Here is a 15,605-nt window from a genome sequence, read left to right as displayed (position 1 = left end):
GCGCCCGTTCGGTCCGATGCGGACATAAAGTTGCGCAAAAACTGTGAGTCGCTACCAGTTCAGGGTTGGAATGTCAACAAGGCTGACGTACTGTCATCGAAAGACGAGTGGGAGGCGGCATGGCAGAGCCGAGCGGTGAACAGCTTCTATACCTGACAGACGAACAACTGCGTCAGGGTATCGAGGCAATGTTCTTTGCCTATCGCGGGTTTACCGCTGATCCTGATCGCATTCTCGACGAGCTGTCCTATGGCCGGGCGCATCACCGCGCAATCCACTTTATCAATTGCGCACCCGGAACGACCGTCAACAACCTGCTGAACATCCTCGGCGTCACCAAGCAATCACTGAACCGGGTGCTGCGGACCCTGATCGCCGACGGGCTGGTGGAAAGCCGGGTGGGCCGGATGGACAAGCGCGAACGGCATCTGTTCCTGACCGATGAGGGCAAGGCGCTTGAAGCGCAACTCTCGGATGCACAGCGGGCGCGGATGCGGGCTGCCTATCGCCGGGCGGGTCCGGAGGCTGTGGCCGGGTTCCGACAGGTACTCGAAGCGATGATGGACCCGGACATGCGGCGCAACTACCAAGCGCTAAGGGAGCCGCGGACATGACACCGGACGTGCATCTGCTGATCGTCGACGACGACGAGCGTATCCGCAGCCTTTTGCAGAAGTTCCTGATCCGCAGCGGTTTCCTCGTTAGTTCAGCGCGCGATGCGGGACACGCGCGGCGGATCCTGTCGGGGCTGGACTTCGACCTGATCGTATTGGACGTGATGATGCCGGGCGAGGACGGGATCAGCCTGACGCGCGATCTCCGCAAGGCTTCTGCGACACCGATTCTGCTTCTGACCGCCAAGGGCGAGACCGAAGACCGGATCGCCGGGCTCGAGGCCGGGGCGGACGATTACCTCGTGAAACCCTTTGAGCCCAAGGAATTGTTGCTCCGGATCAATGCCATTCTGAGGCGCATGCCCGAGGCGGCAGAGGATCAGGCGATGCCGAAAGTGCTGTCGCTCGGGCCTTTGCGCTATGACATCGAACGCGGCGAACTGTGGCAAGGGGACGAACAGGTGCGACTGACCGCGACCGAAAGCCAGCTGATGCGGATATTCTCGGCCTGCCCGGGCGAGGCGGTGAGCCGCACGCAATTGGTTGAGGATCTCGGCCGCGACAAGGGCCAGAGCCATGAACGCGCCGTGGACGTACAGATCACCCGGCTGAGGCGCAAGCTGGAAGCCGACCCGAAACAACCCAGATATTTGCAGACGGTACGCGGCGCGGGCTACATGCTGGCGCCTGACTGAGAAAAATGGGTGAGGCGCCCGGCCTGCCGGCACCCGCGACGGAAGGGTCGGGACGTGGGCATGTGAGACAGAAAAGAAACGGGGGCGAGATGCCGACATTGGTGCTGAGCCACGAGGCCGGATTAGGACATGTGACGCCAGAGGGCCACCCCGAGCAGGTGGCGCGGCTGGAGCAGGTGCTGCACGCCTTGCGGCAGGCCAACGTGACGGTCGAGACGGCGCCGGAGGGCACGCGCGAGGATGTGCTGCTGTGTCACTTGGAGCGCTACGTAGCGCGGTTAGAAGCCGAGCAGCCCGAAGCCGGCGCCAAGGCGCTGGACGCGGATACATGGCTGTCGCCGGGATCGTTGGCCGCCGCGTGGCGCGGGGTCGGCGCGGCGCGCGAGGCGGTTGACCGGGTGCTGACGGGCGATGCCAGAAATGCCTTCTGCGCAATGCGGCCCCCGGGGCACCATGCCGAGGCCGAGACCCCGATGGGGTTCTGCCTGTTTGGCAATGTCGCCATCGGCGCCAAACACGCGCTGGAGCGGCACGGGCTGGACCGGGTGGCCATTATCGACTTCGACGTGCACCATGGAAATGGCACGCAGGCGCTGCTCTGGGACGAGAAACGCGCCCTTCTGGCGACCAGCCAGCAGATGCCGCTATGGCCCGGCTCCGGCGACCCGTCGGAACGCGGTGCCCATGACAATGTGCTGAACGTGCCGCTCAGCCCCGGCAGTGACGGGTACGAGATGCGCGACGCGTATACCCACACGGTTTTCCCCCGCCTGCGCGCCTTCAGGCCCGAGCTGATCCTGATCTCGGCGGGCTTTGATGCACACCGCGACGATCCGCTGGCCAACCTCAATTGGAGCACCGAGGACTTCGCCTGGCTCACCCGTGAAATATGCGGGCTGGCCGATGAGCTTTGCGGCGGCCGGGTGGTCTCTACCCTTGAAGGGGGCTATGATCTGGCGGCACTGGCGGAAAGCGTGACCGCCCATGTGAGGACCCTTCAGGAGGCAGCAGCGTGAGCGAAAGACCGGTCGAGGAAATGACCTTTGAAGAGGCGATGGCTGAACTGGAACAGGTGGTCGGCCAGTTGGAACGCGGCGACGTGGCGCTGGACGATTCGATCCGGCTTTACGAACGCGGCGCGGCGCTGAAGAAACGCTGCGAAACCAAGTTGAAGGAAGCCGAGGAAAAGGTCCATGCGATCACCACCGACGCCGAGGGCAATGCCACCGGCACACGCCCGGTAGAAGGGCTCTGATCGCGCCGCTGCCCCATCCTGCCAGATAATCTGCCGCCGGAGGCTCCGGTACTCCTGGCCCGCGCTGCGGCCCGGTGTGACAGCCTGAGGACAATCCGATGTTCACCGACACCCTGAAATCCGATGCCGCCCGCGTCTCGGCCCACCTTGACGCCGTAATCTCCGGCATGGACGACCTGCCCGTGACGCGGGCGATGCGCTATGCCGCCACCGGTGGCAAGGGTCTGCGCGGTTTTCTGGTGATGGAAAGCGCGCGGCTCTTCGGGGTCCTCGAAGACAAGGCGCTGTGGCCCGCAGCGGCGATCGAGGCGGTGCATGCCTACAGCCTTGTGCATGACGACTTGCCCTGCATGGACGACGATGACCTGCGGCGCGGCCAGCCGACGGTGCATGTCAAATGGGACGAGGCGACGGCGGTGCTGGCCGGCGATGCCTTGCAGACGCTGGGTTTCGAGCTGGTCTGCGACCCCCGCTGCCACGAGGCGGCCGAGGTGCGGGCCGATCTTGCGCTGACGCTGGCGCAAGCCGCAGGTGCCCGCGGCATGGTGCTGGGCCAGGCGCTTGACATTGCTGCGGAAACCGCCGACGCGCCCCTGACGCTGGCGCAGATCACCGCCTTGCAGGCCGGCAAGACCGGCGCGTTGATCCAATGGTCGGCCGAGGCCGGGGCGCGGCTGGCGCAGGCGGACCTTGCTCCGATGCGCGCATATGCGCAGACGCTGGGCCTTGCCTTTCAGATCGCGGACGACATCTTGGATGTGGAGGGCGATGCCGAAAAAGCCGGCAAGCGGCTTCAGAAGGACGAAGCGGCGGGCAAGGCCACATTCGTTTCGCTGCTGGGATTGGGCGGGGCGAAGGCCGAGGCACGGACCCTGGTCGAAACCGCCTGTGACGCATTGCTGCCCTTCGGAACAAGGGCCGACACCTTGCGAGAGGCGGCGCGCTTCGTTATCTCGCGCGACAGCTAGGGCCCGACGCCCGGCATGAAGGAGCCGACATGTCAGACCGACCGGAAACCCCGCTGCTGGACCGCGTTCACGGACCCGCCGACCTCAAGCAGTTCTCCGATGCCGAGCTGGTCCGGCTGGCGCATGAACTGCGCGAGGAAACCATCAGCGCGGTCAGCGAAACCGGCGGCCATCTTGGGGCAGGGCTTGGCGTTGTCGAGCTGACCGTGGCGTTGCACGCGGTGTTCGATGCACCGCGCGACAAGATCATCTGGGACGTGAGCCACCAGTGCTATCCCCACAAGATCCTTACTGGTCGGCGTGACCGCATCCGGACCCTACGCCAGAAGGACGGGCTGTCGGGCTTCACCAAGCGCAGCGAGAGCCCCTACGATCCGTTCGGCGCGGCCCACAGCTCGACCTCCATCAGCGCCGCGCTCGGCTTTGCGGTGGCGCGTGACCTCGGCGGCGCATCCGAGACCGGTCACGGCGACGCCATCGCGGTGATCGGCGATGGCGCGATGAGTGCGGGCATGGCCTATGAGGCGATGAACAACGCCGGGCATCTGAAAAAACGCCTGATCGTGATCCTCAATGACAACGAAATGTCGATCGCGCCGCCAGTCGGGGCGATGTCGTCCTACCTGTCGCGGATCTATGCCGAGGCGCCATTTCAGGATTTCAAGGCCGCTGCCAAGGGGGCGGTGTCCTTGCTGCCCGAGCCGTTCCGCGAAGGCGCCAAGCGTGCCAAGGAGATGCTCAAGGGCATGACCATCGGCGGTACGCTGTTCGAGGAGCTTGGGTTCTCCTACCTCGGTCCGATCGACGGCCACGATCTGGGCCAGCTTCTGCCAGTTTTGCGCACGGTTCAGGCGCGCGCGACCGGGCCGATCCTGATCCACGCAGTGACGCGCAAGGGCAAGGGGTATCACCCGGCTGAGACGGCGAGCGACAAGGGCCATGCCACTGCCAAGTTCGATATCGTCACCGGCAAGCAGAAGAAGGCGAAATCGAACGCGCCGTCCTATACCAAGGTATTCGGCGAGGCGCTGATCAAGGCCGCCGAGGCAGACAGCCGTGTCTGTGCCGTGACGGCGGCAATGCCCGACGGCACCGGACTCGATCTGTTCAGCACACGCTACCCGGGGCGCTGCTTTGACGTGGGCATTGCCGAACAGCACGGGGTGACCTTCGCCGCCGGTCTGGCGGCGGGCGGCATGAGGCCGTTCTGCGCGATCTACTCGACCTTCCTGCAACGCGGCTATGATCAGGTGGTGCACGACGTTGCCATACAGCGCCTGCCGGTGCGTTTCGCAATCGACCGGGCCGGGCTGGTGGGGGCTGACGGGGCCACCCATGCCGGCGCGTTCGATATCGCATTCATGGCCAACCTGCCCGGCATGGTAGTGATGGCCGCCGCCGACGAGGCGGAACTTGTTCACATGGTTGCCACCGCCGCGGCTCACGACGCGGGGCCCATCGCTTTCCGCTATCCGCGCGGCGAGGGCGTGGGCGTCGAAATGCCGGAAAAAGGCGTCCCGCTGGAAATCGGCAAGGGCCGCATAGTCCGCGAGGGCAAGGGCGTGGCCCTGTTGTCCTTCGGCGCGCGGCTGAAAGAGGTGCTGGACGCCTGCGATGCGCTGGGCGCAAAGGGGATCACGCCGACGGTGGCGGATGCCCGGTTTGCCAAGCCGCTCGACCGCGACTTGATCCTGAAACTCGCGGCCGAGCACGAGGCACTGATCTGCATCGAAGAGGGCGCGGTGGGCGGCTTCGGCTCGCACGTGGCGCAGCTTCTGGCCGACGAGGGCGTTTTCGATCACGGGCTCAAGTTTCGTTCGATGGTTCTGCCGGACACCTTTATCGACCAAGCCAGCCCGCGCGACATGTACGCGGTGGCGGGCCTCAACGCAGAGGATATCGAGGCGAAGGTGCTCGAAGTGCTGGGCGTCTCGGAGATCAAATCCGGACGGGCGTAACCTTTAAGACCGGCGCGATCGCAACGCCTCGAGTGCGTGTCCGGGCAGAATTCCGAAGCATCTTGCATAGCGCTTGGTCAGGCGCAAAGGGTTCGACAACATCCGCCAAAGCCATTCCAGGGCCAGCTTGCGAACCCAGATTGGCGCCCGGGTCTGGTGCCCGGCGAGGAAGTCGAGACCCGCGCCTATCGAGGCAAAGCCCATTGCGGGGGTCACCGCCCTGCCCTTCGCCGCGAGGATTTCCTGCTTCGGCGCGCCAAGCGCTAGAAAAACCATGACCGCCCCCGAGGCGGCGATCTCGTCCAGCAGAACGTCGCCGGCGGGGCTGCCGGGGTCAAAACCCATGGGCGGCGCGACACAGGTGGCGATGGTCAGCTCCGGGATGCGATCGCCAAGGGCTCTTGCTGCCGCGGCCAGGGCGCCCTCGGTGCTGCCTACCAGCGCTACCGGAATTGACATCCGGGCCGCCAGATCGGCCAACGGCTCGACCAGGTCGGAACCGGGGATCAGCTCTACCGGCTCACCTGCCAGCCGTGACATCCAGACCAGAGGATTACCGTCTGCCACAACGAGATCCTGCATCGAATAGGCATCCCGGAACAGGGGATCGTCGCGCAGCTTGACCAGGTGATCGAGGTTGAGCGTCGCAAGCGCAAACCCTTCGCCACGCCCGAACCGCGCAGCAATTTCGGTCATCAGCGCATCACGTCGCGGCATATTGATTGCAACGCGGGTCGGTCCCACCTGAAAATACAAAGACATGCCCTCCGATTGGCGCTTGGCAGTTTCGCCGGAGTTGGTGGCAAATATAAGGGCAAATCGGGCCATGACGGGCGGCTGGGGCCGTAAATCTCTGGCTCCCATGAAGTCGCAGGTGTTTTCTGCCACCGAGGGCCGAAGAATTGCCACTTTCGCATGGTGAAAGGGATTGGATCCGAAGGATGATACGACAGTTGCGCATATTTAGGCCTGACACCACGCTCTGGCCCGGCCCCCTGTGGGAGGACCGGTGATGCAGGCTGTGGGCATCATCGGCTGCGGCTTCGTTGCCGATCTCTACATGCGCTCTTTCGCTCTGTATCCGGATATCACGGTGGCGGCAGTGCACGACATTGACGCGAAGCGCCTGAAGGCTTTCGCAAACCATTGGAAGGTCCCGGCAAACCCCGATTTCGAAGATTTTTTGGCAGCTTTGCCCGATGGCGCCGTGGTGCTGAACCTGACCAATCCGACGGCCCATTATGACGTGAATCTCGCGTGTCTGAATGCGGACCGCCATGTGTGGTGCGAGAAGCCGCTGGCATTGACACTGGAAGAAGCATCACGCTTGCACGCGCTGGCCGAAGACCGGGGGCTGTTGCTGGCCTCAGCCCCCGCAAGCGTGCTGGGCGAGGCGGCGCAACTACTTATGCGGGCAATCCGTAACCAGACGGCGGGTAAAGTGCGATTGATCTATGCCGAGCTTGACGACGGCTTCATCCCTCAGGCACCCTATCGCCATTGGATCAGCGAAAGCGGCGCGCTCTGGCCCGCCGAGGATGAGTTCGCGGTCGGCTGTACGCTGGAGCACGCGGGCTATTACCTGTCGTGGATGATTGCCGCATTTGGACCGGTGCGCCGGGTGGTGGCGGCGTCGGCGGAAACATTGCCCGGCAAACCGGGCGGAAACGGAACGTCGGATTTTTCGGTCGCGACGCTTTTCTTTCACTCGGGCGAGGTTGCACGGCTGACCTGCTCGATCGCGGCCCCGCATGACCACCGCATCCGGGTGATCGGCGACGATGGCGTGTTGCAAGTGCGCGCAGCATGGAACAACGCGGCGCCAGTGCGCTATCATCGACGCATCCGCGTTCGGCGGCGACTGCTGGAATTGCCTTTCGGCCGACGTTGCCGGACAGGTGGGCCGACACATCCGCAAGTGTCGCGCAAGGGGGCGGCCGCGATGAACTTTGCCTTGGGACCGGTCGAGATGCTCGCGGCAATCCGCGAGGACCGCGCCTGTCGTATCGACAACGACTTTTCGCTGCACCTGACCGAGGTCACGCTGGCCATTCACAATGCAGGTGACGACACCGGCCCGCAGGACATGACGACCACCTGCCGCAAACCGGAGCCGATGCCATGGGCGGTCTGACCCTTCTGATCACCGGCGCAGCTGGTTACGCCGGACGCCATACCGTCAGCGAGGCGCGCGAACGTGGCCACAGGGTGATCGCAGTTGTGCGGGGCCGTGTGCCCGAGGATTGGAGCGGCGATGACGGGATCACGGTGCTGGCTGGTGATCTGGCAACAGTCGAGGGACTGGCCGAGGCCTGTGCGTCAGCGGATGTCGTGTTGCATCTGGCCGCCTCGATGTCGGGTGATGCTGAAACCCATGAACGGGACACGTTAAAGGCAACCCGCAAGCTTCTGACCTGTTTGCCGGCGAAGGCCAAGCTCGTGCATCTCAGCTCCATCGCGGTCTATGATATGGACGCTGTCAAGCCCGGCGACCTGATCACGGAGCGCACCCAGTTGATAGAGGGCTGCAACGGTGACGGCTACGCACAGGCAAAGCGTGCGCAAGAGAAACTTGTCGAGGGGTCTGCGCGACAAAATGAGTATTCACTCACACTTCTTCGCGCCGGAGCAATCTTCGGACCCGGACGCTTGCAGAATGCGCATCTGGGCCTGCGATTGGGACCGGTCCTGATCCGGCACGCTCACCAAGGACAAATACCCCTCTGCCATGTCACTACCTGTGTGGCAGCGCTGCTGAACGCGGCAGAACGTCCTGCGGCGGGGGCGGTGAACGTGGTCGACGAAGACCTGCCGGACCGGGTACGCTTTCTTGCCAACCTGCGCGACGGCCCGCGCGTCACCGTGCCCCTGCCGTGGCAGTGGCTGGTCCCGCTGGCCTGGGCCGCCGCGCGGTTCGCGCCGGCAGAGCGCCTGCCGGGACTGCTGCGACGTGACGTGCTCAGGGCCCGTTTCCTGAAGGTGAGTTACGACAACAGCCGCATGCGGGATGTCCTCGGCGTCCGGCAGGCGCATGGATTCGAGGCGCTGATGCATGAGGCTCAGACATGAGCGCCCCCAGTCCGATCGCCTATCTGACGGGCGAATATCCCCGCGCCACAGACACATTCATCCAGCGCGAGGTCGCGGCGTTGCGCAGACACGGCAACGCGGTTCTGACCTGCTCGATCCGCCGCACCGGCCCCGAGCATCTGGTAGGCGATGAGCAGGTCTCGGAGGCGGCAGGCACCTTCCACGTGCTCGAAGCCGCACGTAATCCTCTGCGTCTGGCCCGTGCCAAACTGCGCGCCTTGCGTCATCCGGCTCGCTTCTGGGGCGCGTTCGCCTTGGCGTGGAAAACCGCACCCGGCGGGCTGCGAGGCCACCTGTGGCAGATGTTCTACTTCGCAGAAGCCCTGATGTTGGCCGAGTTCCTGAAGCGCAACAATGTCAGGCACTTGCATAACCACATCGCCAAGGCAAGCTGCACGGTGGCAATGCTGGCATCGCGGTTGACGGGCATTCCGTTCAGTTTCACCCTGCACGGCCCGGACATCTTTTTCGGTCCCGAGCACTGGCGTCTGGACGAAAAAATCGCCCAAGCGCGCTTCGTGGCCTGCATCTCAGAGTTCTGTCGCGCGCAGGCCATGGTGTTTTCCCGCCGGGAGCTCTGGCACAAGCTGCATATCGTGCACTGTGGCATAGACCCTGCACGTTACGACCCGGCACCGCGAAATGGACCGCCGCATCTGTTATTCGTCGGACGTCTGGCTGCGGTCAAAGGCATCCCCGTTCTGCTCGAAGCGCTGGCCTTCCTCAAACCGCAACTACCGGACCTGCGTGTCACGCTGATTGGCGATGGCCCGGAACGGGCGCGGCTGGAGCGGGACGCCGCCAATCTGGATCTTGGGGACGTCGTCACCTTCGCAGGCTACCGCAATCAGACCGAGGTCGCCGAAGCCCTGCGGGAAACCGACGCACTTGTGCTGCCCAGCTTCGCCGAGGGCTTGCCTGTTGTGCTGATGGAAGCGATGGCGTCGGGGCGACCGGTCATCACCACCTCGGTCGCCGGCATTCCGGAACTGGTTGAGGACAAGGTCAGCGGCTATCTCGTGCATCCGGGCGATGCGCTGACTTTGGCAGAGGCAATAGTCGACGTTCTGAGCGATGCGGACTGGCGGAGGCAAATGGGCGCAGCCGGACGCAAACGCGTGGAAGAGGCCTTCGACATCGACAAGGAGGCGGTCTGGCTGGGCCGGCTATTCGAGATTTATTCGAGTGAAAGCTCACATCCTGGAAAGCGTCCGTGACCGAGGTGGACCTGATCCTGATCGGTCGCAACGAAGGCGCGCGACTGGAACGTTGCCTCGTCTCGGCGCGGGGCTTGGCGCGACGTACAGTTTACGTCGACAGTGGTTCGACAGACGGAAGCATCGCGGCGGCAGAGGCAGCGGGCGCCGAAGTGGTCCATCTGGATCGCTCGCGCCCCTTCACGGCGGCACGGGCACGCAATGCCGGGATTGATCACCTGGAAAGCAGCGGGGGCGCGGCGACATTCGTACAGTTCATCGACGGCGACTGCGCGATATGCCCGGATTGGATCAATGCCGGCCAAGCGGCCTTGTCCAATGACGCGACCCTAGGGCTGGTGACTGGCTGGCGCAGCGAGGTCGCCCCGGAGGCGTCGGTCTTCAATGCCATGGCCGAGGTCGAATGGCACCGCCCGGCGGGCGATATCATGGCCTGCGGCGGTGACATGATGGTGCGTGCGGCAGCCTTTCGCGCGGTCGGTGGGTTCGACGCCTCGGTCATCGCAGCGGAAGATGATGAGCTATGCTGCCGGCTGCGCAAGGCCGGCTGGCGGTTGCTGCGTCTGCCAGAGCCCATGACACGCCACGATGCGGCAATGCTGAAACCATCCCAATGGTGGCAACGGGCGGTGCGTACGGGCCACGGTTTCGCGCAGGTCGGTCACCTGCACCCGGAATACTTCGTTCGCGAGCGATGGCGCGCGTGGGTCTGGGGCCTTGCTGCGCCCATGCTGGCGTTTTTTGGGCTGATTGCGGCACCGTGGCTGACCGTGCTGGTCGCATTGGCCTATCTGGCGTCGTGGTGGCGCACGGCACGCGGCCTCAAGCAAAACGAGGGGCTGGCGCGCGCTCCGGCGCTGCACCAGTCTGTCTACCTGACACTTTCAAAGGTTCCAAATGTCCTTGGCATGATCCGTTTTCATCTACGACGTTGGATGGGGCGGGACATGTCGATCATCGAGTACAAGTGAGACACATGACACTACGCACAGGCATCATCGGCGCAGGTTATATCGCGGGCTGGCACGCCGAGGCGATCAAGGCCACCGGTGCGGCGCAATTGGCAGCGGTCTGCGACCCGAACAGAGACGCGGCGGAGGCATTGGCCGGGGCTTTTGACGCAAAGGTCTTCACTTCGGTGGACGCAATGATCCGTGCAGGCGCTGTGGACGCGGTCCACATCTGCACGCCGCCACACCTGCATGCCGGACTTGCGGTGCAGTGCCTGAACGCCGGGCTGCACTGTCTGGTTGAGAAGCCGGTGGCGCTGTCTGTGGACGAGATGATCGGCATGACCAAGGCTGCCGAAACCTCGGGCAAGGTACTGGCGGCGGGCCACAATTTCCTCGGGGTGCCGGGCTACGAGCGGTTGAAGCGACTGGTCCGCGAAGGTGATCTGGGGCGCGTTGTTCAGGCCGAGATCAACTGGCATTTTCCGCTTCCGCCCTTGCGCTCGGGACCCTACGGGTTGTGGCTGCTGCGTGAGCCGGGAAACCTGCTGAAAGAGCTCGGTCCGCATCTCTACGCCTTCGCGGGTGACCTTTTCGGACCGGTGAAGGTCTCCGTCCTCGATATCGGTCGGCCGGTGGACCTGCCCGGAATGGGAACGCGGCCGCAGGTTTGGCGAATGCTTGCGCACGCGGGTGGCGTGGACCTGGCGGTCAATATCTCTCTGGTCGAGGTGATGGACGACCGTTCCGTGACGGTGCGGGGATCGTCGGCGATGGCCAGGCTGGACTACGCCCGCGACACGCTGGTTGTTCAGCGCGAGAACAGTGCCGACATCGTCGCCAACCCGTTCATCCATCAAATGGGACAAGCAGGCCAAGCCTTGCGGGAAGGCGTGAGAAATGGCGCACGGCAATTGGCGTCCCTGAATCGCAAGTCACCTTACGGGCTCTCCTTTCAGGGCATGGTGCGAGCATTTTATTCGGCGGCAGAGACCGGACGACCGGTGGATGGGCGCTTCGGCATGACCTCCGCCATGCAGATCACGCAAGCGCTGGAGGACACGTTGGCCTTGATGCCGGCACTGCCGGCGCCCGCGATCCCTAAACAAAGCCGCCAGCCCGATCCGAAAGCACTGGTGATCGGCGGCACCGGCTTCATCGGACGCCACCTGACACGGGCGCTGGTGGGGCGGGGAACAGACGTGCGGGTGCTGTCGCGGGGACGCTCGGGACCGTTCGCCGACCTGCCGGATCAGGTCGAGACAGTGGGTGTCTCGCTGAAAGATCATGCCGCATTGGTCGAGGCGATGCAGGGGGTAGACGTGGTCTATAACCTCGCGCGATCGCTTGACACAACCTGGGACGCGGCGCTGGAAAACGACGTCGGCGTCGCGGTGGGCGTGGCCAAGGCCGCGCAAGAGGCAGCCGTGAAACGTCTGGTCTATACTGGTACCATCGCCTCGTATGACATGTCCGATCCGGCGGTGACGATCACCGAGGCCACCGGCTTTCCCGAGGACATGGAAGATCGCAACCTCTATGCGCGGTCCAAGGCGGAATGCGAGCGCAGGCTGATGCAGATGCACCGTGAAGAAGGCCTGCCGATAACCGTCGCCCGCCCTGGCATCGTGGTCGGCCCCGGCGGTCCGCTGCAGCACTGGGGCATCGGTCGGTGGCACGGGGCTGGGGCGGTCCGCATATGGGGCAAGGGGCGCAACATTCTGCCCTTCGTGCTGATCGACGATGTCTGCGACGCGCTGATCACTATGGGCGATCATCCTCGCGCGATGGGCGAAAGCTTCAACCTCGTGGGCGAGCCGATGATGACCGCGCGGGCGTATTTCGATGCGATCCACGCGGAACTTGGCGCGCGGATCAGGGTCAGCCACGGCAACCTCTACACGTTCTGGGCCGCCGACGCTGTGAAATACCAACTGAAGCGGCACCTGCTCGGGCGCAGAGGGGCGGTCCGCGCTTCGCTTCGAGATTGGAAAAGCCGTGCACATCTGTCTCCGTTCGACAACACCAAGCCGAAATCCATGCTGGACTGGCAACCCGAGACCGACCGGAGGGCGTTCATCGACAAGGCGATCACCCGGGCCAATCTCTTCGGCTTCTGAGCCGCATTGGACGGAGGGGCTTATTTCTGCCCGATTTTTCGTGTTCCCTGCCGGGGACGTCGACCGCGGGCAGGACCGGGATCAACCCGGCACGGGCATATGACTATGGAAAAACGCTGGACCAGAAAGAAACGCGCAGCGCGCGATGCAGGCGGGCCCGATCCCAAGCCGGCGCTCTCGGGCGATATCGACCTGACGCGCCTGGATGATGCTGTCCGGGTTGCGACGCCCGTCGAGCGCGAAGAAGTCGATCAAGGCGAAGCGTCTTCCGCGATAACGCCGGAAGAGACCGACGCGCCATCCGACACAAGACGGGATGACGAATCAGCAGAACAGGCCGCCATGGACTCTGGCGTGATCTCAACAGTTCCACAGGCACGGGAAGCTGCCGCGCGCGAAAGCGAGGCCGTTGCCGCGCCAGACATCGTCACGGAAGACACCACCACAGCCGCCCGGATCGACCGTAACTGGGCGGCGCTGGGCCGGTTTCCGGTCGACGCAAACAAGCTGGAACGAAACCGCGTCATCACCGCCACCCGCGAGGACCCGGTCCATTCTGCCTTCGACGTGCTGCGCACCAAGTTGTTGCGGGCCCTGCGCGAAAACGGGTGGACCCGCGTCGCTGTCACTTCGCCCACCGAAGGTTGCGGCAAGACCTTCATGGCCGCCAACCTCGCGCTATCCCTGTCACGGCAAAGCAATTGCCGGACGGTGATACTCGATCTGGACATGCGACATCCGACCTTGGCAAAGGTCATGAACGCATCGAACCCGCCTGCAGTGGGGGACTTCCTGTCTGGAAAACTATCGCCAGAGGAATTTCTGCGTCGCCCGGGCCGCAACCCGCACAAGATCGGCGATAATATCGCATTCGGTCTGAACGCCCGGCGCGAGGATTACGCTGCCGAATTGCTGCAGGACAGCCAGACGGCAGCGGTGCTGAACGACATGGAGGCCACCCTCAAGCCGGACGTTGTGCTTTTCGACATGCCGCCAGCCTTGGTCAACGACGACGTGCTGGCGGCGCGACCGCTTTATGACGGGATCATCCTGATCGTCGGCGGCGGCATGACCAAGCCGCAACAGGTGCGGGATGTCGAACGGCGCCTGGGCACGGACACGCCGTTGCTTGGCGTGGTGCTTAACAAATCCGAAGACAAGGACGCGCAAGTCTACGGTTACTGAGCCCTTACGGGCTGCGCCACTGGATCGGTCAGGGCCGGGCAGTCTGGCCTTCGCCCAGCCTAAAAGGGATGATGTTGGGCCACCTGTCGGTTATCAGCCGCACCGCCGCGATCGCCAAGGCCACGAAGGCCAGAACCCCGCTCGCCACGAGGAACCGGTGCCAGCGACGTTCCCGTCGCGTTGTCACCACAGGGATCGACACCACTGTCTGAATGCCCAAAGCACGTTCGAGCTGCGCGGAATTGCGGATCGCGGGGTTCATCATCTCAAGCATCAGGGCAAGGCCAACAGCGAAGATCACGCTGGCGATGCCGCCCATGACGGCGGTTTTCTTGCGGCTGCGCGACACTGAATGCTCCGGAACAAGTGCGGTTTCGAGCACCTCGAACCGCTCGGTCTGCCGTTGCTGCTGAAGGGTCTGTTCGGTCTCGGCCTCGACACGGCGGGTGGTAACCTGGCGCAACTGTTCGCGAAGCTGGTCAAGCTCACGGGTGAGTATCGCCAGTTCCTGCTCGACGGTCGGCGCGGCCAGCAGCGCTGCTTCGACCTCTTCGATGCGGTCGCGCACCAGCCGGCGCTGTTCGTCAAGCTGCGCGACCTGCGCCTCAAGCACACCCTCACGCGTACGACGGCTTCCGGTCTGGATCTGGATGATATCGCGTTCGATATCCAGTTCCGTTTGGCGCAGGGTATCAAGCCGCGCACGCTGGGCTGTCACGGCGGTAGGCAAGCTGTCGGAGTGGGTCTGTTTGAACTCGGCCAGCCGCCCTTCCAACGCAACGGTTTCGTTGATCAGACGGCGCTCTTCGCCAGAAAAGAAGATCAGCGCGTTCTCGGTCTCTTCTTCCTGACGGGAACGGCCCTGATCAACCACGCGCGCCAGCAATTCATTGGCCACGTCGGCAGCGCGCTGCGGGTCTGCTAGCGTGACGGTGATGGTCAGCCCGGTAGGGCTGCCGTCGGTCAGCCAGGGCTGCGCACTGTCCATGACCGGGGTTATGGTGGTCGCCTCGCGGAACAGGGCGACCTTGTAACCGATGGACTCGTCCTCATCCGCAAACAGGCCGAAGTCCTCGATGATTTCGATGACATTGTCACGCGCCATCATCCGCTGTTCGATCAGTTGCAGGCGGTGGCCGGCGTCGGTGCGGCCGGTGCGGCCATCGACAATGCGCGCGTCCTCGATCTGGACGACGGCGATGGCCTCATAAACCTTTTCCTGTCGCAGGGCGAAATGCACCGACAGGGCGCAGCCGATCAACGTCACGAACAGGATCAGCGGCAGCCGGCGGCGCAGCACGGACAACAGATCGCTGAACGATCCCAACTGGTTCATCTTCTACGCTCCACTCCGCGCCCCCGCGGCGGCACGCCGCGTCCACCGCTGCCTGCGCAACGCGATGGACCATGTATCGTGCCTGACTGCAAGTTAGTTCAAATGCCCGATTTTCGCCACCTTTTCCGGTGAATTCAGGCGGAAACAATGCGTTTCCAGGCAATAATTTCATAATTATACCAGATATTTACCGAATCACCTTCGGTATACCGGTGTT

General features: G+C 63.9%; 14 protein-coding genes. 12 read left to right on the top strand and 2 right to left on the bottom strand.

Translation table 11 applies throughout. The features are described 5' to 3' along the window. The first annotated feature begins 119 nt into the window (after positions 1-119). The 6 genes from AC04PT_RS06085 (at position 120) to dxs (ending at position 5,490) form a co-directional block, all read left to right on the top strand. Positions 120-614 (top strand): MarR family winged helix-turn-helix transcriptional regulator, encoded by a 495-nt coding sequence (locus AC04PT_RS06085; RefSeq protein WP_482872703.1) that lies wholly within the window; start codon positions 120-122, stop codon positions 612-614. Next, positions 611-1,309, top strand: a complete 699-nt coding sequence (locus AC04PT_RS06080) for a response regulator (RefSeq protein ID WP_482872702.1) — start codon at positions 611-613, stop codon at positions 1,307-1,309. Before AC04PT_RS06085 ends, AC04PT_RS06080 begins: the two co-directional genes overlap by 4 nt. Positions 1,310-1,398: 89 nt before the next feature. Continuing rightward, the gene (locus AC04PT_RS06075; RefSeq protein WP_482873077.1) at positions 1,399-2,325 is read left to right on the top strand and encodes a histone deacetylase family protein; all 927 of its coding nucleotides are present in this window, start codon (positions 1,399-1,401) and stop codon (positions 2,323-2,325) included. Continuing rightward, complete coding sequence (locus tag AC04PT_RS06070) at positions 2,322-2,564, top strand: exodeoxyribonuclease VII small subunit (RefSeq protein WP_482872700.1); 243 nt, start codon at positions 2,322-2,324, stop codon at positions 2,562-2,564. The genes AC04PT_RS06075 and AC04PT_RS06070 overlap by 4 nt, the downstream gene beginning before the upstream one ends. 98 nt (positions 2,565-2,662) lie before the next feature. Continuing rightward, entirely contained in the window at positions 2,663-3,532 is an 870-nt protein-coding gene (locus tag AC04PT_RS06065) for a polyprenyl synthetase family protein (RefSeq protein ID WP_482872699.1), read from the top strand. A gap of 29 nt (positions 3,533-3,561) precedes the next feature. Continuing rightward, positions 3,562-5,490, top strand: a complete 1,929-nt coding sequence (dxs, locus tag AC04PT_RS06060; RefSeq protein ID WP_482872698.1) for a 1-deoxy-D-xylulose-5-phosphate synthase — start codon at positions 3,562-3,564, stop codon at positions 5,488-5,490. Between the two features lie 3 nt (positions 5,491-5,493). On the opposite strand, the gene AC04PT_RS06055 is transcribed toward dxs, so the two are convergent. Next, entirely contained in the window at positions 5,494-6,186 is a 693-nt protein-coding gene (locus tag AC04PT_RS06055; protein WP_482872697.1) for a WecB/TagA/CpsF family glycosyltransferase, read from the bottom strand. Between the two features lie 316 nt (positions 6,187-6,502). On the opposite strand from AC04PT_RS06055, the gene AC04PT_RS06050 reads away from it, so the two are divergent. The 6 genes from AC04PT_RS06050 (at position 6,503) to AC04PT_RS06025 (ending at position 14,052) form a co-directional block, all read left to right on the top strand. Then, entirely contained in the window at positions 6,503-7,624 is a 1,122-nt protein-coding gene (locus AC04PT_RS06050; RefSeq protein WP_482872695.1) for a Gfo/Idh/MocA family protein, read from the top strand. Continuing rightward, positions 7,612-8,559, top strand: coding sequence for an NAD-dependent epimerase/dehydratase family protein (locus AC04PT_RS06045; protein ID WP_482872694.1), 948 nt, complete (start codon positions 7,612-7,614; stop codon positions 8,557-8,559). The genes AC04PT_RS06050 and AC04PT_RS06045 overlap by 13 nt, the downstream gene beginning before the upstream one ends. After that, positions 8,556-9,797 (top strand): glycosyltransferase, encoded by a 1,242-nt coding sequence (locus tag AC04PT_RS06040; RefSeq protein ID WP_482872693.1) that lies wholly within the window; start codon positions 8,556-8,558, stop codon positions 9,795-9,797. Before AC04PT_RS06045 ends, AC04PT_RS06040 begins: the two co-directional genes overlap by 4 nt. Before the next feature lie 5 nt (positions 9,798-9,802). Next, positions 9,803-10,768: a glycosyltransferase family 2 protein gene (locus AC04PT_RS06035; protein ID WP_482872692.1), complete on the top strand. Its 966-nt coding sequence runs from the start codon at positions 9,803-9,805 to the stop codon at positions 10,766-10,768. A gap of 5 nt (positions 10,769-10,773) precedes the next feature. Next, positions 10,774-12,867: an NAD-dependent epimerase/dehydratase family protein gene (locus AC04PT_RS06030; protein ID WP_482872691.1), complete on the top strand. Its 2,094-nt coding sequence runs from the start codon at positions 10,774-10,776 to the stop codon at positions 12,865-12,867. A gap of 105 nt (positions 12,868-12,972) precedes the next feature. Further along, positions 12,973-14,052 carry a nucleotide-binding protein gene (locus AC04PT_RS06025; protein WP_482872690.1) on the top strand — a complete coding sequence of 360 codons (1,080 nt, stop codon included), beginning with the start codon at positions 12,973-12,975 and terminating at the stop codon, positions 14,050-14,052. Positions 14,053-14,080: 28 nt separating this feature from the next. On the opposite strand, the gene AC04PT_RS06020 is transcribed toward AC04PT_RS06025, so the two are convergent. After that, entirely contained in the window at positions 14,081-15,388 is a 1,308-nt protein-coding gene (locus AC04PT_RS06020) for a GumC family protein (RefSeq protein WP_482872689.1), read from the bottom strand. Between the last annotated feature and the right edge of the window lie 217 nt (positions 15,389-15,605).

The sequence above is a fragment of the Litorisediminivivens sp. KMU-197 genome, from assembly GCF_056858395.1.
The sequence above is the reverse complement of the archived record's forward strand: the minus strand, read 5'-3'. Positions and strand labels throughout refer to the sequence as shown.